At 62.5% G+C, this 25,538-nt stretch carries 17 protein-coding genes and 3 pseudogenes; 18 read left to right on the top strand and 2 right to left on the bottom strand.

Annotated features, from left to right (window positions below; translation table 11 throughout):
• Nucleotides 1–29: 29 nt before the first annotated feature.
• The 18 genes and pseudogenes from BSU04_RS33930 to BSU04_RS33840 form a co-directional block, all read left to right on the top strand.
• Nucleotides 30–1,355 (top strand): sensor histidine kinase, encoded by a 1,326-nt coding sequence (locus tag BSU04_RS33930; RefSeq protein WP_089164811.1) that lies wholly within the window; start codon nt 30–32, stop codon nt 1,353–1,355.
• Between the two features lie 132 nt (nt 1,356–1,487).
• A complete protein-coding gene (locus BSU04_RS33925) occupies nt 1,488–2,162 on the top strand; it encodes a response regulator transcription factor (protein WP_089164639.1) in 675 nt (224 codons plus the stop codon).
• A gap of 466 nt (nt 2,163–2,628) precedes the next feature.
• Nucleotides 2,629–3,177 (top strand): glycine zipper family protein, encoded by a 549-nt coding sequence (locus BSU04_RS33920; protein ID WP_089164638.1) that lies wholly within the window; start codon nt 2,629–2,631, stop codon nt 3,175–3,177.
• Between the two features lie 265 nt (nt 3,178–3,442).
• A complete protein-coding gene (locus tag BSU04_RS33915; protein ID WP_089164637.1) occupies nt 3,443–3,772 on the top strand; it encodes an HdeA/HdeB family chaperone in 330 nt (109 codons plus the stop codon).
• 63 nt (nt 3,773–3,835) lie between these two features.
• Nucleotides 3,836–4,039, top strand: a complete 204-nt coding sequence (locus BSU04_RS33910) for a hypothetical protein (RefSeq protein WP_089164636.1) — start codon at nt 3,836–3,838, stop codon at nt 4,037–4,039.
• Nucleotides 4,040–4,601: 562 nt separating this feature from the next.
• On the top strand, nt 4,602–6,476 hold the full coding sequence (locus BSU04_RS33905; protein WP_089164635.1) for a putative bifunctional diguanylate cyclase/phosphodiesterase: 1,875 nt from the start codon (nt 4,602–4,604) through the stop codon (nt 6,474–6,476).
• A gap of 300 nt (nt 6,477–6,776) precedes the next feature.
• Nucleotides 6,777–6,917: pseudogene (locus tag BSU04_RS45905) on the top strand (IS6 family transposase); the annotation flags it as partial.
• A 985-nt stretch (nt 6,918–7,902) separates the two neighbouring features.
• Nucleotides 7,903–10,194: a cellulose biosynthesis cyclic di-GMP-binding regulatory protein BcsB gene (gene bcsB, locus BSU04_RS33885; protein ID WP_179258532.1), complete on the top strand. Its 2,292-nt coding sequence runs from the start codon at nt 7,903–7,905 to the stop codon at nt 10,192–10,194.
• Nucleotides 10,195–10,364: 170 nt separating this feature from the next.
• The gene (locus tag BSU04_RS33880) at nt 10,365–14,000 is read left to right on the top strand and encodes a cellulose synthase subunit BcsC-related outer membrane protein (protein ID WP_256983670.1); all 3,636 of its coding nucleotides are present in this window, start codon (nt 10,365–10,367) and stop codon (nt 13,998–14,000) included.
• The gene (locus BSU04_RS48165; RefSeq protein ID WP_256983668.1) at nt 13,973–14,155 is read left to right on the top strand and encodes a cellulose synthase subunit BcsC-related outer membrane protein; all 183 of its coding nucleotides are present in this window, start codon (nt 13,973–13,975) and stop codon (nt 14,153–14,155) included. Before BSU04_RS33880 ends, BSU04_RS48165 begins: the two co-directional genes overlap by 28 nt.
• 17 nt (nt 14,156–14,172) lie before the next feature.
• Nucleotides 14,173–16,002 (top strand): cellulose biosynthesis protein BcsE, encoded by a 1,830-nt coding sequence (gene bcsE / locus BSU04_RS33875; protein WP_179258531.1) that lies wholly within the window; start codon nt 14,173–14,175, stop codon nt 16,000–16,002.
• A complete protein-coding gene (locus BSU04_RS33870) occupies nt 16,002–16,187 on the top strand; it encodes a hypothetical protein (RefSeq protein ID WP_089164630.1) in 186 nt (61 codons plus the stop codon). The genes bcsE and BSU04_RS33870 overlap by 1 nt, the downstream gene beginning before the upstream one ends.
• Nucleotides 16,184–16,948, top strand: a complete 765-nt coding sequence (gene bcsQ / locus BSU04_RS33865) for a cellulose biosynthesis protein BcsQ (RefSeq protein ID WP_089164629.1) — start codon at nt 16,184–16,186, stop codon at nt 16,946–16,948. Before BSU04_RS33870 ends, bcsQ begins: the two co-directional genes overlap by 4 nt.
• 1 nt (nt 16,949) lies before the next feature.
• Nucleotides 16,950–19,493 carry a UDP-forming cellulose synthase catalytic subunit gene (gene bcsA, locus BSU04_RS33860; RefSeq protein WP_089164628.1) on the top strand — a complete coding sequence of 848 codons (2,544 nt, stop codon included), beginning with the start codon at nt 16,950–16,952 and terminating at the stop codon, nt 19,491–19,493.
• A 39-nt stretch (nt 19,494–19,532) separates the two neighbouring features.
• Nucleotides 19,533–21,104, top strand: a complete 1,572-nt coding sequence (gene bcsG, locus BSU04_RS33855; protein WP_089164627.1) for a cellulose biosynthesis protein BcsG — start codon at nt 19,533–19,535, stop codon at nt 21,102–21,104.
• The gene (locus BSU04_RS33850; RefSeq protein ID WP_179258529.1) at nt 21,101–21,343 is read left to right on the top strand and encodes a hypothetical protein; all 243 of its coding nucleotides are present in this window, start codon (nt 21,101–21,103) and stop codon (nt 21,341–21,343) included. The genes bcsG and BSU04_RS33850 overlap by 4 nt, the downstream gene beginning before the upstream one ends.
• Before the next feature lie 5 nt (nt 21,344–21,348).
• Nucleotides 21,349–23,520, top strand: coding sequence for a phosphocholine-specific phospholipase C (locus tag BSU04_RS33845; protein WP_089164810.1), 2,172 nt, complete (start codon nt 21,349–21,351; stop codon nt 23,518–23,520).
• Between the two features lie 139 nt (nt 23,521–23,659).
• Nucleotides 23,660–23,743 (top strand): annotated as a pseudogene (locus BSU04_RS33840) (diguanylate cyclase domain-containing protein); the annotation flags it as partial.
• Here the strand turns inward: BSU04_RS33840 and BSU04_RS33835 are convergent.
• Together BSU04_RS33835 and BSU04_RS33830 are read right to left on the bottom strand one after the other, a co-directional pair.
• Nucleotides 23,739–24,789 (bottom strand): annotated as a pseudogene (locus BSU04_RS33835) (ISNCY family transposase); the annotation flags it as partial. The pseudogenes BSU04_RS33840 and BSU04_RS33835 overlap by 5 nt on opposite strands.
• A gap of 605 nt (nt 24,790–25,394) precedes the next feature.
• On the bottom strand, nt 25,395–25,538 hold a 144-nt coding region (locus BSU04_RS33830), incomplete at its 5' end, for an IS4 family transposase (RefSeq protein WP_306299672.1).

Genomic DNA, 25,538 nt, shown 5'->3' with positions numbered 1-25,538 from the left:
CGTTTTCATCCGCTTTTGCCCGCTATTCCATGAGACCCTCGCTTCGCAACAATCTCATCATTGCGCTGGCCGTGCTGGTCAGTGTCGTCGCCATCGCGCAGAGTGTCAGCACTTATCAGCTCTGCCGCACCGGCATGAGCGCGCTGCTCGACCTGCGCCTGGAGCAGGTCGCCATGCGAATGCGCGGCGATCTTGCCGATGCGATTCCGAGCGCGCCCGCGCGCGGCTCGCAACCCTCGCGCGATATTGTGATCACCATCCGCAAGCCCGGCGCCAATGTCCCGCTGCGCTCTACCGAACCGTCACTGTCGCTGCCCGCAAGCGCGCCGGCGGGATTTTCATCGGAGATGGTGAATGGCGAACGCTGGCGCATCTATACGTTGCGCCGGGACGCGAGCGTGATCCAGGTAGCGCAGCGCTCGTCGGTGCGCAACGAGCTCGTTCGCGAAACCGCGCTGACCACGCTCTGGCCCACGCTGATCCTGTTACCACTCGTGCTTCTTGCTGTCGTCGTGATTGTGCATCGCACGCTTCGGCGGCTGACGCCACTCGGGCAGGCAGCGCAATCCATCGACGCCGCGCATCTGAACCCGCTGCCCGTCACGGGCGTGCCGGGCGAAGTGCTGCCGTTCGTCGAATCGATTAATCGCATGATCGAGCGGCTCGCACAGGTGATCGAATCCGAGCGCGAGTTCATTGCCGACGCCGCCCACGAACTGCGCACGCCACTCACTGCGCTCCAATTGCAGGCGGACAATCTGCAGCCGCATATTGTGGCCGGCAACCAGGAGCGTTTTCAGGAACTGCGCAACGGCATTGCGCGCAGCGGCATGCTGATTGGGCAGTTGCTGCGACTCGCGCGCGCGGACGCGCCGCTCGATGCCGCGATCGAGCCTGCGGACGTTTCCTCAATCGTGGTCGATGCCGTCTCCGGCGTGCTGCCGATCGCGGCGGCGCGGGGCATCGACATTGGCGCAGACGCCATGCTCGCCGACAAGGTCGTCGCTTCGCGCGCGGATGTCGCGATTGCCGTCAAGAATCTGGTGAGCAACGCGGTGCGCTACACGCCGGATGGCGGCACGATCGACCTGCAAATGCGCCGCGAGGCGAACGCACTTTGGATCGAGGTTACGGATACGGGTCCGGGCATTGCAGAGGAGTCTTTGCCGCGTGTCTTCGACCGGTTCTTTCGAGCGAACTCGAGCACACAGGTGGACGTGGAAGGGACCGGTCTCGGCCTGTCGATCGTGAAGGCGATCACGGCGAAATATGGCGGCCAGGCGGTCATCCGAAACCGTCACGACGGCCGATCGGGCATTGTCGCGGCGGTCAGTTTTCCGCTGGCAAGCGTGTGAAAAGCGTGTGAAAAGCGTTGGCAAGAGCGTTGGCAAAAGCGTCGTTGAAATCGTGTGCTGGCCGAACGCAGCCGCGCATGGGACCGGAGTAAGCGCTGAAGCGCATGCTCCCGTCGGTATAGGGAGAGGGGCATGAGAGTCCTGCTGGTTGAAGACGATCTCCAGATCGGGCAAAGCCTGATGCGTGCACTGAAGGACGCGGATTACGCCGTGGACTGGGTGCGTGACGGCGTCACTGGACGCGAGGCAATGAGCGCGGCCGACTACACAGTCGTGCTGCTCGACATCGGCTTGCCGGGAATGTCAGGCATCGAACTGTTGCGCGCCGCGCGCGCGGGGGGCAATCCGGTGCCGGTGTTGATCCTGACTGCGCGTGACGATCTCGATTCGCGCATAGAGGGACTCGATATTGGCGCGGACGATTATCTGCTCAAGCCCTTCGAAGTCGGCGAACTGCTGGCCCGGATGCGGGCGGTGCTGCGGCGCAAGGCGGGTTACGCCGTGTCCCGGCTCGGCGATGACACCCTCAGCCTGAATCTCGACCAGCGCACGTTGACGTTCGGCGACAAGGCAGGTGTGTTGTCCGCACGTGAGTTCGCGCTGATGCACGCGCTGCTTGAACATCCGGGAACGATCCTCTCGCGTGCGCAGATCGAGGACAAGCTGTACGGCTGGGGTAAGGAAGTAGAGAGCAATGCGGTCGACGTGCTGATTCATTCAGTGCGCAAGAAGTTCGGGCAGTCGGTTATCCGCAACGTGCGCGGCCTCGGCTGGACCGTCTTGCTGGGCGATTCCGGCAAGGGGTGAGGTCGTTTTCTCGTACGCCTTTTCGTCTCATTTCTGCGTTGCGGGGGATGGCACGGCGGTTACGCCGATTTATTCCACTAGTGCAATACATCTCGCCATGATATGCCGCCTTGCCCAGCCTTCAACTGAACGCTGCATGTAGGATGAGCGGCGCAATAGAACGAGTCGTATCGAATTCGATACGGAATCGCGTCGACAGAGAAGCGTGGTCGGCGCTTTTCTATGATTTGCGTCGTCGAGCGCGACGAGCGATAGTCCCCAATAGGATTGCTGGGTGTAACAGTAAGGAATCAGGATCGACAATATCAATACGCCTAGTTATCCTTATTTTTATAGTGTGAAAAATTGACCGACAATTGATTCGCTAGGTTCCGGGATCACAGAGCCCTCACTCAGCGCGAAGTAATTCAGCGCTAATTCTTCGACGTCACCATGACATCTGTGTACTCACCGGATATACAACATCATGAAACGTTTAAAACTCGTGTGCGTGGCAACACCTTTATGCTTGATCGCCCTTTCCTTGACCGGGTGCGCCGTCATTCCTCCTACCGGCCCGACCGTGGTCGCGTTGCCACCCGAAGGAGAGCCGCTGAGCAAATTCCAGCAGGAAGATTACGCCTGCAGGGACTATGCGTTCCGCTCGGACAATGCCTCGCAACCAACTGTGTCGGCAGCTGACGACGGTCTACGCACCGGGGCGATCGGCACCGCAGGCGGTGCGGCAGCAGGCGCGCTTTTTGGCGCGGCAGAAGGCGATGCCGGTATCGGCGCGGCGATCGGCGCCGGCGCCGGTTTGCTGCTCGGCAGCGCTGTGGGTGCCAACGGCGCTCAGGCGACTTCGGCCAGTCTGCAAGCTCGCTACGACGCCGCCTATTCGCAGTGCATGGCATCCAAGGGAAATCAAATCACACACCCGGCCGTCTATTCGACCGTGCCAGTGTATGCACCGCCGCCTGTCTTGGCCCCTGCGCCGGTCGTCTATGGCTACCCGCAGACTTTCGGCTACTGGTAGTACTGACGACCCACCCGGTCGACGGCGGCAAGATAATTTTCCCCTAACTTTCCGCTTATACGATGTATTCAGTGCGATGCGCACCGGCGCTTGCGGTGAACAACGCCTGGAAGTTCTATTGCGTAGTACGCGTGCTTGATTCGAGAGGCTACGCATTATCAGTGCCCCGGGATTCATCCTCGAAGCCGGGAGTATTGATTTATCAACGAGCGGAACTCTACCGCCGCGAAGGTGGAAAGATCCGCAACACCATCTGGAGAATGCCATGAAACACTTTGCAGTTGGGACCGCCGTGTTGGCGGGTCTATGTGTATCCCCGTTCGCTCTAGCGCAAGCCGCAAAGCCAGTCACGCCCGCACAGATGAGCTGCTCAGATTTCCTTGCCGTGGAAGACGCTTACAAGCCAGCGCTTGTGTATTGGGTCTCAGGCGTCGACAAGTTGGGCGTAAGCGAAACCGTGACGACAGTCGTCGATGTCGCAACTCCGGTAGCCACGATCGTCGGCGAGTGCACGCAGACACCGCAGGCACCGTTCGCGAGTAAAGTCCGAGATCTGTACAAGAGCGGTCGAATCGCGCTGTTCAGGCACAGCTGAGCGTCCCCACGCCAGTTTTAAATCCGATATTTTGTTGGGCCTTTTCCTTTAGGACGATATACCATGAAGATAAGCTATCCTAATCAAGTAGAATTGATGAACGCATCAAAGTTTGGCATCGAGCATGTTGAAATGACGATCGTAAAATTGAAGACTGAATGTCCCGATGCGTTCCATACGGAGAGCACGCTGGTGAAGCGTAAATTCCATCATAAACCGGCATCTGACACACCTTGCCGTGGCTTCGTTGCCGATCGGGATTCGTGAGTGTGTGGTGATAGCTAGCTACCCGCAACTAGCTTAGCCGTCCGTTCGACCGGATGAAGACCTCTGTCACTTTGATGGAGCCGAGGGCGGACGGCGCGTGACGAATGGCTTCGGTTGTCGAGAACGGATTGAACAAGGCACAAGCTGCGAGTCATTGCACATCGCCGAATTGGTGCTGAGGTCGATGACGGCTTAGCGTCAACGCTACTTCAGGCGCTACGGCGTCAGTCGGCAGATCGCACCTTTCTGTCTGCTCGCAAAAGTGGGCGCCAATATCACAATGCGTTGACGCGGATATCGGGTTGAGCGGAATAGACGACACGCAGACGACACAGCGATCCCCAGACATTGCAGCTCTCTATGGGCAAGAAGGGTAAGCGATAGCCGCTTGATGGCGGGCGCTGAAACGCGACGCGAAGGGGAGAAATTAAAGTTTTTCTAAAAACTACCGTTTACTGGTGAAGTGCAGGAATCGCACATTCACGCCTTAGCGAACGAGTGTTCGGCTAGGCCAAGGAGCGGGATAGTGGCGAAATTGAGGGTCGGGCCGTTTGGAATAGCTATGTCGACGGCGGTCGTGCATCGGTCAGGGCTGCGCTTCGCTGCGGGAATATATCGCGTTCGGGTGTTTGGGGCAACCGCTGGGCTGGTCTGTACCACGCCGATCATGTTGTCCGACCGCGCGGTTACTTTCCTGTTAATGACGTTTGCGGCGGCCTTGTTGGCTTGGCCGCATCTCGCTTACGTGATTGCACGGCGCTCCATGCATCCCGTCAACGCCGAGCGCCGTCATCTTTTCATTGACTCGATGTTCGCAGGCGTCATCGTCGCGTTGTTAAATTTTCGCCTGGTTCCTTCTACGATCGTTCTGCTCTCCGTAGCAATGAATAGCATCGCCGTTGGCGGCATGCGACCGATGCTCTTCTGTTGTATCGCGAACGCTTTGGGCGTGCTGGTTGGAATCGGTTTATTTGGCAGTCACATCACAAACGCAAACGAGCCCTATTCGACCTTGGTGATGCTCCCGCTGATGGTGCTCTACCCACTGCTCATCGCGAGGTTTGCCCACATGGCGTCCGAACGGCTTGCGGAAAAGACCCGCCAATTGAAGGTCCTGTCCGAGCTTGATGCGCTAACCGGATTATTGAATCGAACTACGTTTATTGCACGCCTCGATCGTTTGCTGCGCGCCTGTGATGGCGAGACGACCAACGTCGGCGTCATTTTTGTTGACCTGGATAATTTCAAAACAATCAATGATTCGCTGGGTCATAAAGCCGGCGACCGGGTTCTCACCCGTCTGTCGGGTCGGTTGATGCAGATTTCGGAGCAGGGAGGATTAATTTGCCGGTATGGCGGTGACGAATTCGTCGCGGCTGTGCAAGTGGCATCAATCAACGACCTCTCGATTATTGCGGCCAGGATCATTCGCGATATGTCGCGCGACGTGTCGATCGACGGAACGCGGCTTAAGCTCGGCGCGAGCGTTGGCATTAGCGTGTTTCCGGAGCACTCGTCAGATGCGGCATCACTGATTAGTCGTGCCGACGCGGCAATGTATCGGGCGAAACACCGAGGAAAGGGCACCACCACTTTTTATGACGAGCACATGGAGCATGCGTCGGCGATAAAGTATCGAATCGCCCGCCGTCTGCGCGCAGCGATTCAGAAGGACCTGAAGGTGCACTATCAACCGCAGGTAGATATGGTGAGCGGGCGGCTCATTGGAGTCGAGGCTCTCGCACGATGGTATGACACCGAGCTTGGCCACGTCCCGCCTGGTCTGTTTATTCCGATTGCAGAAGAAATGGGATTGATTGGCGAGCTCGGCATGGCCGTGATGCGCATCGCCTGCGCAGACGTGGCGCGCTGGCGTGCTATCTATGACACCAGCGTGAAAATGTCGATTAACGTCTCTGTACTTCAACTGCGTCGCCCCGAATTTTTAGATGACGTATGCGAATTGATTGCGCAATTCAAGATTGAACCTTCGCAGTTGGAGCTGGAAGTGACCGAGAGTGCGTTACTGGACAACGTTGGCGAGGCTCGATCCACATTCGAACGATTGGCGCAACTCGGCGTGCGTGTTGCCGTTGACGATTTTGGAACGGGCTATTCAAATCTGTCTTACTTGCACGCGCTGAGGATTGACCGGATCAAAATTGACCAGTCCTTCATCAGGGAGCTATTCACCACCACGACCGGCCAGTCTATTGTCAGCGCGGTGATTGCCATGGCGAATGCGATGACACTCGACATTGTTGCGGAAGGCGTCGAGACGTGGGCTCAAGCCCGCTGGCTGGTCTCGCATGGATGTGTCACCGGGCAGGGCTACCGCTTCAGTCACCCGCTCGCGCCGGAAGAGTTCGAACGCTGGATGATTGCAAACCCGGCGGGCTTAAGCTTGCTGGTGACCGAGTGCAGTTCGCACTCTTGAGATATCTAACGCGCATTTGCCACAGCATCCACGCATGTGCGGCCTCCACGCGGTAGCAGTCCGGCATGGCCAGGGCGGAAGATGCGACGCGCGGCTTTATCGAAAAACTCTTGATCAGTGAGAACGCCCGGCGTTTTCATGACCGGTTCCGTGGCTGGCACACGATGAATATCCGGCATCAGTATCGGCATGCGTCGATCTGCCGACGTACTGATCCAGCTCAGGGTTAATCCTTCGCGGCTCGCAGCCAGGGCCGCCGGCTGGCTACCGCTGGGCAAACGACGACCAAGTGTCCTGCACGGCGCCGATCTCGCCGTATCCGAAGCCATCAACGATGATCGTGAGACGCCAATCGAGATCCGCAAGTCCAAATATATTAACAACTTGGTCGAGCAGGACTATCGAGCGATCAAGCGGCGCACGCGACCCATGCTGGGATACTCGGTGATGGAGAGATTCTCCCAGAACCTGAAGATGAAGCTCGTCGGCGGTGGTGCGCAGCAGTGCCGGGACCGCACGCTCGAACTACCCGGCTTTCTACCGGGTACCAACCCAATGCATGATCAGTGGAATACATATGCCTCCCCACGCCACCATGCAGATCAGCAGTGCGAGGGTAACAGCTGCGCTGCCGCAATCCTTCGCTCGCTTGGACAGTTCGTGTTGTTCAAGCGAGATCCGATCGATCGCAGCTTCGATGCTCGAATTAATCAGTTCGACCAGCAACACAAGGAGCACCGTGATCAGGAGTATGACGCGCTCGATCGGGGATACCCGCAGCATGAACGCACACGGCGCAAGTACGGCGAAGACGATCAATTCTTGCCTGAAGGAGCTTTCCTCGCGCCATGCGGTGCGAAAACCATCGGAAGAGTTCCGCAGCGCAAAAAAAGCGCGCATGAGTCCCGCGCGCTTGTGCATCCTGTGCTCCGACGCGGTCTTGATTGTCATGACAATTCATGCCCGGTTCACACCTTCGCACGGTGCCGGCGCGACCGACGCCATGCTTGGGATCTGGTCAGTGAAGTGTGCTGCCGGAGCGCTTCACTCAAGGAAAAAGAGCGGCCGGGAACGCCCTGGTCCGCACCACGATAGTTTCGTATCGATCGGGGTCCCTGTGTTGCCTAGCGCACATAGGACGGTACTTTGTGTCACTAAAGTGACATGGTCGTCGAGAAAATTGGCCATCGAAAAATTAAAAAAACCTCGGCGATCCAGTACAAAAAGCTTGTTGCGGCACAAAACAAGACAAGAACCGGAGATGACAAAAGTGCGCTCGGTGCATGCCCGTCTAGGCGAGCGCGGAGGAATTGCTCCGCCGGAACAGCGATGTGACCTGGTATGTCCGCGCGCTGTGTGGCAACGATGTCTCCTTAGCCTTCGTTCGAACCTCCGCCTGCCAGTGGCGTGCTTCATACGCACAATCATGTTCGCCGCGCTCTCCTGCGGCTCAACGGTTCGCGCGACAGCGGTCAAGGAACCGGTACTGTTTTCCACGGCGTCCGCCGATCAGGCCGGTAGTGCTGACTCAACCCCCGTCGAAGTCGCTGGCTTGCCCGCCAATGCAGACGCCAAAGCCGAGGCGGTAAAACGCGCCGACGGGTCCGGCATCGTGCACATCCCGTTTTCGTCGCTGGGTGCGTACCGTACCCTCAACTTGCGAGGCCTTGAAGATATTCGCTCGGTAAATGTTGGCGTGCGCCTCGATAGAAAAGTCAAGTCCGCGCACCTGCGCCTTACGTACTCCTATTCGCCCGCGTTGCTATTTTCGATGTCGCATCTCAAAGTGTCGATCAACGACGAGGTCATCACGACACTGGCGTTCAACGCCGAACATGCGGGGCGCCCGGTCACGCAAGAGATCGACATCGATCCGCGCCTCCTGACCGACTACAGTCAATTGCAACTGCGTCTGATCGCGCATTATTCGCTGGACCACTGCGAGGATCCGTCGAACTCGGCACTGTGGGCCGATGTCAGTCCGAGCAGCGAGATCGTGCTCGACGAGGAGCCGATTCCGTTGCCCAACGAGCTCTCGCTGCTGCCGGCGCCTTTCTTCGACAGCCACGATGTGGATCCGTTGCGTCTGCCGTTCGTGCTGGCTCAGACAGCGAGTAACGAGACACTGCGTGCGGCCGGTATTGTCGCGTCCTGGTTCGGCGTGCTGGCCGACTACCGGCGGGCAAGTTTCCCGGTATCGTCCGCGCTCCCCTCCGACGCAAGCGCGGTCATAGTCGGCCGAGCCGACGAACTGCCGCGCGGCTTGTTGGCGGTCAAGATCGACGGGCCGGCTCTGCTCGTCATGGATAATCCTGCCGCGCCCATGCGCAAGCTTCTGATCGTCACGGGAAAAAGTGCCGAGGACGTGGATAGCGCAGTCTATGCGCTGGTACTGAAAAAGCCTGGCGTGTCGGGATCCCTTGCGCGGCTTTCGCACGTCGAGCCCGACGCGGTGCGCAAGCCCTACGATGCGCCACGCTGGATCCCCGTCGATCGCCCGGTGCGCTTCACCGAACTCACCGACCATCCAAATCAGTTGCAGACGGTCGGCGGAACGCCGGAGACAATTGAGCTGGACCTGCGTGTGCCCGCCGACCTGGTGTCGTGGAATGACGTGGGCGTGCCGGTGGACCTCCGGTATCGCTACACCGCGCCGAGTGTGCAAAACAACTCGGCACTGTCGATCGAGATGAACCAGCAGATGATCAAGTCTTACCGCTTGACCCCGGCAGACACCAGGGGTGGGATGCTGGCTACTGGCGACTCGGCGGATGCGGCACAGCGCTCGACCACCGAATTCGAAATTCCGTCATTTTTAATTGGTAGTACAAATCGACTTGGTATTCGTTTCAATCTCGATTCCCAAAAAAGCACGCTGTGCTCTGGCGCATCAAGCAATCCTGCACGCGCTGCGGTCGATTCGGATTCGAGCGTCGACTTCAGCCGCTTCGTGCATTACGCGGCCATGCCGAACCTGGCTTTCTTTTCAGGCAGTGGTTTCCCCTATACGAGGCTCGCCGACCTCTCGCAGACCGTCGTCGTAGTGCGCGCGAAGCCGGCGCCTCAGGAACTCGAGGCTTTGCTCATCATGCTTGGGCACATGGGCAAGTGGACCGGCTACCCGGCACTGCGCGTGACGATCGCGCGTCCCAATGAGCTCGTGCAATCACCCGCCCGGTACGCGGATAAGGACGTGCTGTTGATCGGCGGGTCGCTGTCAGCGCCCCTCGTCGCCGACTGGGGCACCTCTGTTCCGCTCATTGCCGGCGCGGCGACCGGCGGCATGCGGCGCGCGGCGCTCGCGCGCAACGAAGGTATGAGACCCCCCGCAGCAGGGACGCCGCTCACATTGAGTCAGGCGAGCCCGCTAGCAGCGATCTATGGTTTTCAGTCTCCGGTCAAGACGGGCCGCACCGCGATCGCCCTGGTATCGAGCGATGCGAAAAGTATGAGGATCCTGCTGGATGCGTTCGATACCCCGCGGCTCTCCGCTCAGATACATGGTGACGTGGTAGTGGTGCGAAGCGGCAGCGTCCAAAGCGCGCAGATCGGCGAACCGTATTTCGTCGGCAGAATTCCCTGGCATGCGCGGATCCTGGGTCTAGCCACGCGGCATCCCGTTCTGCTCGGCCTGATCAGCGTGCTGGCAGGCCTGCTGCTCGCAGCCGGAGTATTCAACTTCCTGCATCGGCTGGCCGAGCGCCGCCAAGAGGTGTGAGCGATGCCGACTCAGGCAAGTTCCAGGCTCTCCTTGCGCCGTCACCTGGCACAGCCGCAGGCGCTCGTGGTTTGTGCGGTGGCGTTGCTCCGCGTAGCGACACTCGGGGCGAATCAACGCACGAGATTTGACAAACTCCTGCACTGGACCGAAAAGACATGCGCCGCGCCATGAGACAGCGTTCATGCCGCGGCGCGGTCGCGGCGCTGCTGCTAGCGTATGGTATGCCGCCATACGCGGCCGTGTTGTCCGACGACGCGAAGCAGTACTACGACGCCTCGCGGATGTGGGGTGCCAAACATCGCGACGATCTCGCCCTCGAGCAAATCCAGAAGGCGCTGCTGCTTGCTCCGAACGCCCCCGCGCTGCTGGCGGAACAAGTGCGCATTCAGTTGCGCCTCGGACAGGCGGAGGCGGCCAGGGAGGGACTCGCGCGCTTGCAGGCGCAAGCGCCGGATGCGCCCGAGACGCAGCGCATCGATGACGAATATCGCGTGGCGACGACCGGCCGGGGAGAGCTGGCAAACATCCGCTTGATGGCGCGCAGCGGCCGCGCCGATGAGGCAAGCCGGCGCATCCAGGCGCTGTTTCCGCACGGCGCGCCGGCTGGTTCGCTCGGGGCCGAGTACGAGCAGATACTTGGCAATACGGCGGCGGGGCGCACGCAGGCCATCGCGGCGCTGCGCAGCACGCTCGCGGCCGATCCCGCGGACTTGAGCTCTGCGCTCGTGCTTGCCCGCCTGCTGAACGAGCGGGCGACGCGCGCCGAGGCGGAGCGCCTCGCGCACGATCTCGCGACCCGCCCTGACGCAGACCATCTCCCCGCGATGGAAGCATGGCGCAGCGTGCTCAAGGCGGGCTCCGACGATCCGGCCTTTTTGACGTCGCTGCAGACCTATGTCGCGATGGTGCCGGACGACACCCAGATGCGCGACCGTCTTACTGGACTCGAGGCGCAAATCCAGGAGCAGCAAAATCTCGAGAGCGATCCATCCTTCCTTGCCCGGCAGCGTGGGCTGGCCGCGCTCGAGCGTGGCGATCTGAGCGGCGCCGAGGCGCTGCTCGAACGCGCGGCGCGCGCGCGGCCCGATGACCCTGACGCCGTGGGTGGCCTCGGCCGGCTGCGGATGCTAACCGGCAAGCGGCAAGAGGCGCACACGCTATTTTTGCGTGCGGCCGCGCTGGCCCCGGATAACCGAAGCAAATGGCTCGCGCTCGCGCGTACCGCCCAATTCTGGGACTTGCTCGCGACGGCCCGGGGTGCGCTCGCCGCGGGCGATCCAGAGCGTGCCGAACACGCTGCACGCGAGGCGCTGCGCCTCGAACCCGCCAGCGAGGACGCCCGCCTGCTGCTTGCGAAGGTGCTGGTAGCGCGACAAAGATGGGCGGATGCCGAACCGTTGCTGCGTCCGCTGCTCGATGCGCGGCGGCCGAATCTGGGCGCGGTGCCGGGCTTGCAGGCGGTGTACGCGCACACGGGGCGCATGGCGCAATTCGAGCCGTTGCTCGAGTCGCTGCAGCCGCATCTCACGGCCGACGAAGACCGTCAGGCCCTGACATCGCTGCGTGCCGATGCGCTGGCAGAAGAGGCCGGGCAACTGCATGCCGATGGCCGCGACGCGCAGGCGGCCGAGCACTACGAAGCGTCACTGCGGCTCGTCCCTGACGCCGCCTGGACGCGCTTTTCACTGGCCGGGCTGTATCGGGACATGGGTGCGCCGAAACAAGGACGCCAGGTGATGGACGACGGCGTCGCCGCCAGTCCGACGCCCGACATGCACTACGCGGCCGCGTTATATGCAAATTCGATTGACGACCTGTCCGGTGCCGAGGAGCAGCTCGCGGCCGTGCCGGACGACGCGCGCTCCAACGGCATGCGCAACCTCGCGCGCAAGCTCGACGTCTACCGCTCGCTCGCGAACGCGCGGGCCGCCGCGTCACAAGGCGAGCATGGCGAGGCGGACGCGCAACTCGCGCGTGCCCGCACGATGGCCGCCGACGAGCCGTACTTGCTCGCCACGGTAGGCGCTGCGTACATCGACCGGGGCATGGCGGACCAGGGGGTGCTGCTGTTGCGCGACTGGATCGACACGCATCCGGATCAAGCCGATGCGGACATCCGCCTGCGCTATGGCGACCTGCTCGGCGGCGCGCGGCGTGATCGCGAACTGCAAGCGTGGCTGGTCGCGCTGCGCGAGCGGCCCGGTCTCACCGCGCCTCAACAGGTGCGTCTGGAGGACCAGTCGCTGCGGCTGGTCCTGCGCGAAACGGACGACGCGCTTGACAAGCACGACTACGACCTGGCGAGGGCGATCTTGGCGACGGCGAGCGAAGCGGGCAAGGCAGACAAGCGCTACGCCCTTGAAGTCGCAGACCTTGAGCGCATGCAGGGCAACTATGAGGCTGCACATGCGGTGCTCGCGCCGGTGCTCGCGAGCACGCCGGACGACGCCGACGCGCAGCTCTCGCTTGCTCGGGTGTACGAGGCGAGCGGTAAAAGGGCGCGTGCACTTGCACTGGCCGAGCGAGTGTTGCGGCAAACACCCGAGGACGATGTCGATACGCGGCTCTCGGTGGTGCGCAGACTGGCGGCGTTGCGCCAGTTCGACGAAGCAGGCGCCGTGACAGCGCAATTGCGCGCCTCGTATCCCGAGCGCTCGGACGTGACCGTGCAGGCTGGCAGGCTCGCCGTCCGCGAGGAACGCTTCGAGGACGCGGCGTCGCTTTATCGCACGGCGCTGACTGAGGAAGCCGCTTCCGGCCTCGGCGCGCAAGCCGATGGGACTACACCGGCGCAGCGCGCGCTCGACAGCCTCAACGAACGGCGCGAGCCGGAGATCGAGGCGGCATGGATGCCCGCCTACAAATCGGGCGATGCCGGCATTTCCGAGTATCACGCGCAACAGGTCCCGATTTACGTGCAGGTACCGTATCACTACGACGGACACTTTTTCGCGCATCTCGATACGGTCGACCTGGATGCCGGCACGCTGAGCAATCCGGATGTCGATTCCTATACGCGCGACACCTTCGGCACGTTCGCGGCGCGGGTCGACGGTACGCCGCTGGCGGCATCGTTGCATCAGCGCGCGCTGGGTGTCGCGGTGGGCGTCGGCTACGAGTCCGACGCCTGGCGTTTCGACGTCGGCACCACACCGCTCGGCTTTCCGATCCAATATGTGGTCGGGGGGGCGCGTTATCGCTTCGAAACCGACAACGCGAGCCTGACTATTGCTGCGTCGCGCCGGCCCGAAACCGGCAGCCTGCTCTCGTACGCGGGTGCACGCGATCCGGTGACGGGCGCTGTCTGGGGTGGCGTGCGGCGCGACGGCGTCGACGTGCGCGGCTCGGTGGACGTCGGCAAGATCAACCTGTTCGCCACGCTTGGCGCCGGCGTGTTCACTGGGCGCAATGTGCCGACCAACGAAGACGTCACGCTGCGCGCCGGCGTCGACGTGCCGATCTACGAACACCAGGACACGCGCGTGAGCAGCGGCCTGATCGGCAACGCGTGGCACTACACGGACAATCTGCGCTTCTACACCTACGGGCAGGGCGGCTATTACAGCCCGCAACGCTATCTGTCGCTGGGCGTGCCGCTGGAGTGGGCCGGGCGTCGCAATGCGCTCAGTTGGGACCTTGAGACGGTCGTCGGCATGTCCTGGACCTACGAGCGGGATTCCCCCTATTTTCCTAAAGGCCTGCCCGCGTCGCCAAACGTGCAGGACACCGTAGGAAAGATTGACGAGGGGGGGCTGGGGGCGGGTTCTCCTACGCAGTGCGCGCCTCGGTTCAATATCGCCTGAATCCGAAACTGGTCGCCGGGATACGGATCGATGTCGAACATTCGCATGACTACGCGCCGAGCGCAGCGATGGTGTACGTGCGCTACGCCTTCGATGCACACCGCTCGGACGACAATTTTGCGCCCAAGCCCGTGCGTCTTTATTCGAGCTATTGATGAGGAGGAGTCGTTCGATGAGCGATACGTCCGATGCCGCGATTCCCGCGCCACGTCCAACCACGTCAGGATGGCTGACGGGCCTGCGCCACGCCATGCGGCACGCCCGCGAGCGTGCCTCGTTGCGCCTTGCGATCGACCAGTTGCCCGACACCTGGTCGGTGCTTGCCCGCGGCGGCATGCATGCGGTCTACGCGGCGCCTGGTACGCCGGCGTGCGACGCACTTATCTGGAATACGGCGCGCGCCGCGGGTATAGCCAATGTGACGGTCGTACGGGGCCTGCCGCACGCGCAGGTCGCCGCGCAACTGCGTGCGCTCGGTTTTGTCAACGCACAGCCTGCCCGAGGCTGGCCGCGCCATCTCAATGTCTTATCGCTGCCGCCTGCCGCAGTCGACCCCGAACCTGGTGGCACCTGTCCTCTGCTGCGCCTTGGCACCTTGCTGCGGTCCTTGCTGCGCAGCGGCTTGCGGCGCGATTCGCTGTGCATCATCGACGATGCGCAGCGCTGGTTCAGCTGGGACGACCCTTTGGCGCTGCACCGGGAAGTGGAACTCCTCGCGCGCTGGTGCAGCCGGCGCCATGTCGCGATGGTGCTGATCCTGGCGTCGCGTCTCACCCGGAAAGAGCAGGCGACAGCGCGCAGTCACGAGGCGCTGCATGCGTTTCACCAGCGCTTTTCCGGAGTCGCCCGACTGGAGCGGAGCGCGGGCGAACTGCGCTGGCATGCCGATGTCTGGCGCGCCGGCGAGGCGCTCGTGGCGAACGAAGATTGTCCGTTGCGCTTCGATACAGCCGGTCACCTCGTCGCCTTGCGCAACCCCGCCGACAGCGCGGGCTGCGCGACCGCGCAGGCAACCCTGCTCCTGCAAGACGAACGCCGCCTGATCGCGAGCAGCGCGTTGATCTCGGGAGAGGGCTGGGTCCCGCCGGACTGGGAGATCCAGCCGGACAACGACGCGGTGTATGCCGCCAGCGCCAGCGCGCAGGCGGCGACCATCGTATTCACGTTCGGTGCGAACGCGAGACTCGATGACTTGTGCGCGATGATCCACACGTTGAGGCGCAGCGGTGGCGGCTCGCTGAAGATCGTGACGGCTGCGTGCAGCGAAACGATGGGGCTCCAGCACGAACTGCTTCTGCTAGCCGTCGGTGCTGACCTCGTACTTGAGCGCGACCTGCCGTTCACACGTGTGCCGTCGGCGCTGCAGTCATTGCAGGGGCAGTTCCATACCCGCCCAACCGTAGAAGACTGGCGCGGCGCGCTTGCCGCCGCGCAACCCGATGCAGGTGCCGGTTACCTGCCGGTGCCGCGTTTCTGCGAGCACATCGAGGCCGCTTTGCAGCGCAGCAGGCCCTTGCTGCTGCCGCATGTGCTCGCGGAGTTGAGCCTGCGCCCGGACGTGGGGCACCTCGACGCGTTGCGCGCATGCCGTCTTCGACAGCCCGGCCAGTTCGTGACGGTGTTCTCCACTCAGGTCTATGTGTTCCTGTTTGCTTGCCGGCCGCCGGACGCCGACGCCGCGCTCGCAGACATTTTCTGCGCGCGGATACACGAGCTGTTCGACACCGTGACCCTCCATTCCGGGCACGCGATCTCCTGTCACGTCGAGATGCTGCGCGATCGCCAGTTGCACGCGTGCGCGCCGGATTACAGTGACCTGCTGCCTTCGTGGGAGCTGCCGCCAGCCTCGACGCTGTCGATCGTGGATGCGGGTGTTGCCGCCGCCATCGGGCCGGCTGCCGTTCCCGCTCAGGCGGCCAGGCCAGCGCCACCTAACGCACACGGCCCAACGCATCGCGCCGAGCCGTGCACGATGCCTTTGAACCATCGGGAGAGCGCGTGATGACAATTTTTCTCTTGTGCTTCGGAGCCGGTCTTATCGCCGCGCTTCCCGTATGCCTGGCATGGCGACTCATCGGGCGGCGCCGCGGCGGCAGCGCACGCAACCGGTCACCCGCATTCAGGTTCGATCCGGTCGCGCTCGATGCCCGCCTCGTGCGCCATGCGTCCGACGAGGTCTCCTCATGAACGTGATCGCCGTCGTGTCGGCGACAGGCGGCGCCGGGCGCACCACGGTGTGCGGCTCGCTCGCTGTCCTGCTTGCACGGCGGCGGCACGAAGTGGTCGCACTCGAACTGGACAATCAGAATGTCCTGAGCGTCTACCTGGGACTCGACGCGTTGCCTGGGCGCGGACTCGTCCAGGCGCTCCTCGATGGGCGCAGCGCCTGGCATGCGCAGACGTTTCGCAGCGCAGAGGGCGTGCTGTTCGTGCCGCATGGGGCGCTCGACGGCGAACAGGCTAGCGCCTGCGATGCCCGGCTGGCCACGATGCCATGCTGGCTTCGCAGCGTACTTGCCGATATCGACGTACAGGGTGACGGCGTGGTGATGCTGGACACTGCGCGCTATCCGTCGGCGCTGACCATGCAGGCGGTGCGCTGTGCGGATCTGGTGCTGTACGTGAGCACGCCCGACCCGGCTGCGGCGGTATCGCTCGGGGCCGTGCTGGCGCCGCTCAGGCGTTGCGCCGCCGCGCTGCACGTTGTTGTGAACCGTGTCAACCCGGCTCACCCCATGCAGGCCGATGTGCTTGCCCTCTTGCGTGTCAAGGTGGGAGAAGCGACGCTGTTGCCTCAGCGGCTTCATCTCGATGCGGCGGTGCCCGATGCGTTCGCCAGAGGCGCATGGGTGTTCGACGATGCCCCGTCGTCCCAGATGTCACACGATCTGCACGGTCTTGCAAAATGGCTCGACGAGTGGCTCGTCGCGCGCGCGGGAGGGAACTGACATGGCGCCGCTCGAACGCCCGAGCGTGCAGTGCCTGATCGCCTGGATCATCGACACGCTTGCGCGCGGCTTTGAAGTGGCGCCGGCCCGCAGGCGCACGGACTGGCTCTTGCGCCTCGTATTTCGTGCACCGCCGCCCGGACGTCGCGACGTCGCGGCGCAACTGCTCGACAAGCTCGCAGAGCGCCTGGCTGCAGAGTGGGGCATGGCCGAAGGTGCGCCGTTGCGCGTCTGGCTGTGGCGCGCGTTTGTGAAAAAGGCCTCGCCAGGAAGCCGCACCGGTGTGCTCGCGACGGCGCGCGCCTTTGCCGCCGCCGCAGCGCGGGCACTGCGATCGCTTGGCTTGCTCGTGGGCTGTGGCCAGAGGCGCATGGACGCCGCGATCGCGCGTCTGCCATGGACACGCTGGAGTACGCGGCTCGAATCTGGCGCGACTGCCCTGGGCACGCTGCGTTGGCCGCTACCGCTCGCGTTGCTCGGGGGCGCCATGCTCTTTCTGGTGGCCGGCACCGCGCCGCTTTCCACAATGTCCCAACTCCAGTTCGGCGCTGTCACCATCGGCGCTTCGCTGCTGATCCGGCGCCTGCCTGGACGGCTGCCGGTGCTGTTGATCGCCTTCCTTGCCCTGCTGACAATGACGCGTTACGCATGGTGGCGCGCCACCGCCACACTCGATTTCCGCACGGGCGGCGACATGGCTGTCGGCTATGCGCTATTTGCTGCCGAGGCATACACCTGGCTGGTGCAACTGCTCGGCCTGGTGCAGACCGCTTGGCCGCTCAAGCGCAAGATCGTGCCTCTGCCGCCGGATTCACGCACCTGGCCAACGGTCGACGTGTTCATTCCGACCTACAACGAACCGCTCTCGGTCGTGCGCCCGACCGTGTTCGCGGCGCAGGGCATCGACTGGCCCGGTGACAAGCTGCGCATCTACCTTCTCGATGACGGCCAGCGCCCGGAATTTTGCAACTTCGCCCGTGAAGCCGGCGTTGAATACCTCACGCGCGATGACAACCGGCACGCGAAGGCGGGCAATATCAATCGCGCGCTGGAGCGCACCGGTGGCGAGTACGTCGCGATCTTCGATTGCGACCATATTCCCGCGCGCTCGTTTTTGCAGACCACGATGGGCACGTTCATCAAGGATCCGAAATGTGCAATGGTGCAGACGCCTCACCACTTCTTCTCGCCTGATCCGTTCGAGCGGAACCTGTCGACCTTTCATCGCGTGCCCAATGAAGGCTACCTTTTCTATGGGCTTGTACAGGCTGGCAATGACCTCTGGAATGCGTCGTTCTTTTGCGGCTCTTGCGCCGTCATCAAGCGAAGCGCGCTAGAGGAGGTGGGCGGCGTGGCGGTCGAGACCGTCACGGAGGACGCGCACACCGCCCTGAAACTGCATCGCCGGGGCTATACCACCGCGTATCTATCGACCGTCCAGGCGGCCGGTCTCGCGACCGAAAGCCTCGCGGGGCACATCAAGCAGCGGACCCGCTGGGCGCGCGGCATGGCGCAGATCTTTCGCATCGACAACCCGTTTTTCGGGCGCGGCCTGAGCCTCGTCCAGCGCCTGTGCTACGCCAACGCGATGCTGCATTTCTTCTATGGCGTTCCGCGTCTCGTCTTCCTGACGATGCCGATGGCGTACCTGTTCTTTCAGATGCACTTCATCCACGCGCCGGCGTCGACTATCGCCTGCTATGTGCTGCCCTATATCGCGGTCGCGAACATAGCTAACTCGCAGATGCAGGGCGGTTTTCGCCACTCGTTCTGGGCTGAAGTGTACGAATCGGTGCTCGCCTGGTACGTAGCATGGCCGACGACGATTGCGGTGCTCAGCCCCAGGCATGGCAAATTCAACGTGACCGACAAGGGAGGCCGCATCGACGAAGGTTATCTCGACTGGGCGGTGTCGCGTCCCTACATCGTGCTGGTGGCGCTGAACGCGCTCGCATTCGCGGCCGGCGTGTACAGGCTCCTGCTCGCGGATCCGAACGAAGCGCCGACCGTGCTGATTAACATGTTCTGGACGACTTACAACCTGGTGATGCTGGGCGCCGCGGTTTGCGTGGCGCGAGAGGCGAAACAGCTGCGCGTCACGCACCGTATCGACATGCGTGTTCCCGCGATGCTTTTGCTCGGCGACGGCCGCACGATCGCCTGCAGGACAACTGACTTCTCGATGGGCGGGTTCGGGCTCGCGCTGCCCGCCGGCCTTGCGATCGACGTCAATCAGCCGATGCACGTATGCGTGAGCCGCGGAGAGCGGGAGTTCAGCTTCCCGGTCCGCGCCGTGCGCGTGGCCGGAGACCGGCTCGGCGTGCAGTTCGAGAGACTCGATCTGGACGCCGAGCGGCGGCTCGTGCAATGCACCTTCGGGCGAGCCGACGCATGGGTCACCTGGCACGACACCGAAGTGGCGGACATGCCGCTGCGCGGGCTGAGAGAAGTCCTGCAGGTGGGCGTTCAGGGATATGCGCGGTTATGCGGCAGTGCGCTGCGCGCGGTACGCGGCAGGCTCGCGGCGGATCGCACGCGATATTGACGGGTAGTCCAAGGATTCAGGGATTCAAGGAGCACCGCAATGATGCTGTGGAACCTGTACTTCATGCTGAAGCTTTACCTGTGGCTTAGCGGCCGCCTGGAGCCGCTATGGGTCACCAACATCGCCTTCGCGCTGGCGCTGGCCGTGACAGCGTTCGTACGCGGCCGCCAATGGCGGCTGTTGCGCACGTTGATTGGGCTGGCCGTCGGACTGCCGCTCATGTATCGCGAGGCAGTCGTGCCGCCGTTTGCCCGCTTGGTAGAAGAGCTGGGCGCCATGGCACATTTCAGCATTCAGTACTGGCTCGAGCTGGCGCCGCGCTTTGTGCCGCCTTTCATGCTCGGAGCGGCTGGCATAGTCGTACTGCTTTACCTCGTAGTCAACCGGTGGGCGCGCGTGTCGACGCTCGTGATCGTTGCGCTCATCGTCGCGCCGCTCTGGCAGGCAGGGCATACCGTCCTGCTGCACGCAATACCCGCAACACCCGCGGCGTCCAGTGGCGCGCAGGTGGCGCTAGCGTCTGCGGGTGGCCCAGCGGGCACCCCGGGCCATGACGCCGCGCTGGCCGCGTTCAGAACGAAGGAGGCGAATCGCAAGGTGAGCTTCACGCACCTGACTGACGATCCGTCCGCGCAGTTCGACATCATCGTGCTGCACATCTGTTCGCTTTCATGGGATGACCTCGACGCCGTGAAGGCCCGCAATCATCCGATGCTCAGCCATTTCGACTTTCTGTTCACCCAGTTCAGCACGGCGGCGAGCTATAGCGGACCGGCCGCGATCCGCGTGCTGCGCGCGACGTGCGGACAGCCGGCGCACAAGGACCTCTACGCTCCGGCTCCCTCCGGCTGCTATCTGCTGGCCGCGCTCGCGAAGGCAGGTTTCGTGCCGCAGACGCTCCTTAACCATGACGGCCATTTCGACGACTTCCTGAATCTGGTAAACCACAACACCGGCGTGCCCGGCGTGCCGCTGATCCCGAATACGGATGCGCCGATCGCGATGCACGCATTCGACGACTCTCCGATCCGCGAAGACTATGGCGTTCTCGCGAACTGGTACACGCGCCGAGAGCAGGTGCCAGGGCCGGTGGCGCTGTACTACAACACGATTAGCTTGCACGACGGCAACCGGATTGTCGGCAGCAGCTTGAAAAGCAGGGATTCGTATGGGCAGCGCGTGAACAAACTGATGAGTGACTTCGACCGTTTTGCGGACCTCATCGCGAGTTCCGGCCGGCGCGCGGTGATCGTATTCGTGCCGGAGCATGGAGCAGCGCTGCGCGCCGAGGCCAGTCAGCTTGACGGAATACGTGAGCTGCCAACGCCGCATATCGTGCATGGACCCGTTGGGGTGCGCCTGGTCAATTTCCCACAGCAGTCCCATTCGACCACCGTGATCGATACGCCGTCGAGTTTTCTGGCTGTGGCGCAATTGCTGGCCAACATGGTCGCAAACAGCCCGTTTCAGCCTGGCGTGAGGCTGGCCAACTACGCAGCGAATCTTCCTCGCACGTCGATGGTCGGCGAAAACGGCGACACCGTGACCATGCTGACCGCAACCGGATTTGCCGTGAAGACCCCCGACGGACTATGGGTGGACGAGCAATGAGCGAGCACGACAACTGGCCCGTCAACGATCTCCACGGACTCGCACAGCGGCTCCCTGGACTGGACCCCGACGCGTACTACGACGAACAGCGCCAGCGTGCCTACGAGGCGGCGCTGGTGCGTTGCCCAGCGCTCGCGCGCCTGCTCGGACTGCCGGATGCATGCGGTGTCGGCAAACGGGCCTGCGCGGCCAGTGCGACTAACGTCAACAATGTCAACAACGTCCCTCACGGCGGATGACGGCCATGCGCACAAGAACCCGAAGGGACTTCCTGCGAATGATGTCGGCATGCGCGAGCGCGGCTGCCGGGTCCGGCTGGCTTACGGGGGCGATCCCATGGGCGATCCGCGATGCGCTCGCGCTGCCCGCCGCCGCGCGAACCGGCTCGATCATGGACGTAGGCCACGTCGTGATCTTCATGCAGGAGAATCGTTCATTCGACCATTATTTCGGCAGCCTGCGAGGTGTCCGCGGGTTCAACGATCCACGTCCGCTGCGGTTACGAAGCGGGGAGCCGGTATGGCATCAGCCGGCCGCGTCGGTGCGTACCGATGCGTACAACGGCCGTGGCTTGGCCGACGATGTCCGCTTCGTGATGCCGTTTCACCTCGATTTACAGGCGACGACCGAGTTCATGCCTGGCACGGACCATAGCTGGAGCACGGGTCACCTTGCGTGGAACGACGGCCACTACGATGAGTGGGTCAATCAGAAACAGGACACGCTGACGATGGGCTATCTGAAGCGCGCAGACCTGCGTTATCACTACGCGCTGGCGGATGCGTTCACCGTGTGCGACGCGTATTTCTGCTCGGTGCACGCAGACACGGCGCCCAACCGCATCATGCTGTTCAGCGGCACCCTCGATGCGTGCAATACTCGTGGCACGACGCCGAACGGGCCTGGCCTGAGCGAGCGCGACGCAACGGATGCCTACACCTGGACGACCTACCCGGAGCGGCTCGAAACAGCCGGGATCGACTGGCGGGTCTATCAGGGCGGCACGGGGCTGCCGGGCGATCAAACCGATAATTACAGCAACAATTCGCTTGAATTCTTCAGCCGATTCCAGCGCGGGTCTGGCGCACCAGCGGCGCTCTTGAACCGCGGGGTGGCGCAGCATACGCTCGCGCAGTTCGGCCGCGACGTGGCGGCTGGCTGCTTGCCTCAGGTGTCGTGGATCGTTGCACCTCAGAAGTATTGCGAGCATCCCAGCGCATCTCCGACGGACGGCGCGTACTATATCGATCTCATCCTGGGCGCGCTGACGTCGAATCCCGAGGTCTGGGGCAAGACTGCGCTGTTCGTGAACTACGATGAAAACGACGGTTTCTTCGATCATGTCGTGCCGCCGGTGCCTTCGCTCGCGAGCGGCCGCGAAGGTGCGGGCATGGTATCGGCGTCGCTCGCCGACAGTCTGGACGACGAGATCGTCGACCTCGATCACTACCCCCGTCACAGGACTCCGCTCATTCCCGGCGCTGATCGGGGCGGCCGGCAGCCCATGGGCCTCGGACCGCGCGTGCCAATGATCGTCGTGTCGCCGTGGACCAAGGGCGGCTGGGTGTGTTCGCAGGTGTTCGATCACACCTCTGTGCTGCAGTTTCTCGAAGCACGCTTCGGTGTGGCGGAGCCCAATATCAGCAAGTGGCGCAGGGCCGTGTGCGGCGACCTGACATCGGCGTTCGATTTCTCCGTGCCTCCAGATCGCGACCCGAACCCCGCAGGCTTGCGCTTTGGCACCTCGCCGCGCGTTGCTTCGCTGGGCGCGCCGCTTATCGTGCCCGCATATCAAAGGCTGCCTGAAGGCGAGCCCGGCACACGGCCGGCTCGCGCGGTTCCGTATGGGTTCGCCGTGAATGTTCGCCCGGAGGGCGCCAAGCTCAGGATGGACTTCATGAACAATGGCCGTGCGGGCGCGGCGTTCTACGTCTATGACCGCCTGAGCCCTGAGCGTTCGCCACGGCGCTATACGGTCGTCGCCGGAGACGCGCTGTTCGATTTGTGGGAGACACTCGACAAGCAAGGGCGCTACGAACTGGCTGTCTATGGACCGAACGGCTGGATGGGCGAATTTCGCGGCATTGCTGACGGCAAGAGGGTGCGACCACGGGTTATCTTCAGTGCCGATGCGGCAACGGAAACTGTCTCGCTGCTGTTGACCAACGCCGGGGCATGTGCATGCAGCCTGCGCATCAAGGATGCCTACGATAGGGAGAATGCGGTCGTGCGCCGGTTAAAGGCGGCCGCAACTTTCGAGGAACGCCGGCGCGTGTCTGCGCACTCAGGATGGTACGACTTCAACGTGACGGCAACGGATCCTTTCGATGCTTTATGGCGTTACGCGGGTCATTTGGAGACGGGGCGTCCCAGCACTAGCGATCCAGGTCCGGTGAGGTCGCAGACGGCGTTGTGACGAATGTAACCTTGAGTTTCGTATCCCGACTCGCTAAATTGCGGCTCGCAGATCATTGCAGCTGCGCTCGGGGACGCTGCGCATGGCTCTGGTGAATTAGCGGAAATAATCGAGGAAGTTGATTTTTATAGGATAGCTTAGTGTCCTGTTACCGTTGTTTGTCGATATCGATCGATTCAAGGCCTACAACAACACCTACGGCCATCAGGCCGGCGACGACGCCCATCGGGATATTCGACCACGTCCAGATAATGATGGGCGAGGGAGCGGTTCACCGCCGTGTCGTCCAGCGGATAAATCACCCGGTCGTATTGCACCGTCAAGGTGTTCGGCACGCAGCGCGAGACCCGGCACGTCGGAATCAAATCCAGATCCTCATCGTCCCTGAGCGGCCGATGCGCGTTATATGCTCCTCGGCTCCTTACCAAAGCGGCCATAGAAGTCAGCGATGAAGTGGGGCGCGTAAGCGTTGGCGGCCTCTTTCGTGTCGATCTTGCGCAGTCGCAGCTCCTTCACGAACCGGTCCTGCAAGGTCAGGTTGGCGCGCTCGACGCGGCCCTTCGCCGGACTGCTGTTCGCGCACCACGTGTCAACGTTGAGCTCGTACATCGCGCGGCCAAACTGCGTGACGCCGTTCCCAGTGGTTGCCGCACGCGTGCCGCGGAACACACTCGCGCGGTCGCTGTAAAGAGCGACTGGCTTGCCGAAGTGCTCCAGGTACGCGCGCGTCGCCTCAAAGTAGCTGAAGGTCGATTCGCTCCCGGTGAAGTGCAGGGTCATCAGCCGGCGCGTAGCATCATCCACATACCCCAGCAACGTACAGGCCGGCGCCCGGTCGTCAAACCAGCGATGGTCGCTGCCGTCGATCTGCACCAGTTCGCCAACACAGGCCCGTCGTGCACGCGGCTGATAGACCTTCGGCGGTCGCTGTTTGCGCGGCACCCACACACCCGCGTCCGTCATCAGGTGACGCACGGTTTCCTTTGACAGCACCAGCCCACGGCATTCATGCAGCTTCTCGCACGCGAGCGTTGGACCGAAGTCCGCGTAGCGCTCGTGGATCAGTCCGAGCGCCCGATCAAGTACCGCCTGCGGCAACTGATGATTGCTGCGCGTACCACGCCGCCGCGAAACGAGGCCAGCGGCGCCTTCGTCGCGGTAGCGCATCACGAGCCGCTCGACCTGGCGCACGCTCAAGCCAAGCCGTTCCGCGGCACGACCGGGCTTCAGTCGCGCCTCGGCAACTGCAGTGCGCCGGAGCGAAGGCATGGGGTGTCTCGAGAATGATGAGACGGGCTTTCCAGGTCCCCAATTTTCAAAACCGTACAGGTAGTGATTAGAGCTCTGTCGTTCGCGAATGCACCGGAATGATGAAAAAGTAGCAAAGATATACGGTTACGACATCGAAAGACGGCGTCGGAGTGAAGGTATGCGGTTTCGTACAAAACCCGTCTTTACGGAGGAGAGATATACGGATGTTGCCGTCGAAGTGCCTCTGCCCGGCCGCCGGGAACATAGTGACTGCACCGTAGATCGGTGCGTTTCCGGAAACGGACATGAAATATGGTCGCTTCACTGCTGATCGGCTCTTCGCGAAGGCGAAAGCGCAACCCTGGTACATCAGTCGGAACTTAAGTCGATAACGTCCGTGCTTTTTCGCATGGACGGAAAAGACATCACGACTTAGATCTCGGGGGTGCACATTTTCCCGGTACGACAGACGCCCCGTGATTACGATAAGCCGGCTCAGGAATAGGAATAGATCTTCAATCCAACTAAATGCGGCCCAAAGGGCCAAGCCTCGAGATCCGCGCGTACCGCAACAAACCATTTCGCCAGCGCGTGTTACCTGACCGCAGGTTATACGCATTCCATTACACACAAGTCTGATGCTCAAGCTCGCGTACGTATCTGATGCCAGCAGCGAAGTCCACCACTCGCTGCATGCCTTGCCAGATGGTTTTGACGCCAGGCTCGCCGTCGCCTTTGCGCGCGAGGAAGCCGCCGAGCATGGCGAC

This window comes from Caballeronia sordidicola, assembly GCF_002220365.1.
In the GTDB taxonomy this organism is placed as follows: Bacteria; Pseudomonadota; Gammaproteobacteria; order Burkholderiales; family Burkholderiaceae; genus Caballeronia; species Caballeronia sordidicola_C.
Note: the sequence above shows the minus strand (reverse complement) of the source record. Positions and strands in the feature narration are given on the sequence as shown.

Excerpts from the sequence above, each read along its gene's own strand:
- BSU04_RS33930 (WP_089164811.1), top strand. The coding sequence starts at position 30 with ATGAGACCCTCGCTTCGCAACAATCTCATCATTGCGCTGGCCGTGCTG.
- BSU04_RS33925 (WP_089164639.1), top strand. The coding sequence starts at position 1,488 with ATGAGAGTCCTGCTGGTTGAAGACGATCTCCAGATCGGGCAAAGCCTG.
- BSU04_RS33920 (WP_089164638.1), top strand. The coding sequence starts at position 2,629 with ATGAAACGTTTAAAACTCGTGTGCGTGGCAACACCTTTATGCTTGATC.
- BSU04_RS33915 (WP_089164637.1), top strand. The coding sequence starts at position 3,443 with ATGAAACACTTTGCAGTTGGGACCGCCGTGTTGGCGGGTCTATGTGTA.
- BSU04_RS33910 (WP_089164636.1), top strand. The coding sequence starts at position 3,836 with ATGAAGATAAGCTATCCTAATCAAGTAGAATTGATGAACGCATCAAAG.
- BSU04_RS33905 (WP_089164635.1), top strand. The coding sequence starts at position 4,602 with ATGTCGACGGCGGTCGTGCATCGGTCAGGGCTGCGCTTCGCTGCGGGA.
- bcsB (WP_179258532.1), top strand. The coding sequence starts at position 7,903 with ATGTTCGCCGCGCTCTCCTGCGGCTCAACGGTTCGCGCGACAGCGGTC.
- BSU04_RS33880 (WP_256983670.1), top strand. The coding sequence starts at position 10,365 with ATGAGACAGCGTTCATGCCGCGGCGCGGTCGCGGCGCTGCTGCTAGCG.
- bcsE (WP_179258531.1), top strand. The coding sequence starts at position 14,173 with ATGAGCGATACGTCCGATGCCGCGATTCCCGCGCCACGTCCAACCACG.
- BSU04_RS33870 (WP_089164630.1), top strand. The coding sequence starts at position 16,002 with ATGACAATTTTTCTCTTGTGCTTCGGAGCCGGTCTTATCGCCGCGCTT.
- bcsQ (WP_089164629.1), top strand. The coding sequence starts at position 16,184 with ATGAACGTGATCGCCGTCGTGTCGGCGACAGGCGGCGCCGGGCGCACC.
- bcsA (WP_089164628.1), top strand. The coding sequence starts at position 16,950 with ATGGCGCCGCTCGAACGCCCGAGCGTGCAGTGCCTGATCGCCTGGATC.
- bcsG (WP_089164627.1), top strand. The coding sequence starts at position 19,533 with ATGATGCTGTGGAACCTGTACTTCATGCTGAAGCTTTACCTGTGGCTT.
- BSU04_RS33850 (WP_179258529.1), top strand. The coding sequence starts at position 21,101 with ATGAGCGAGCACGACAACTGGCCCGTCAACGATCTCCACGGACTCGCA.
- BSU04_RS33845 (WP_089164810.1), top strand. The coding sequence starts at position 21,349 with ATGCGCACAAGAACCCGAAGGGACTTCCTGCGAATGATGTCGGCATGC.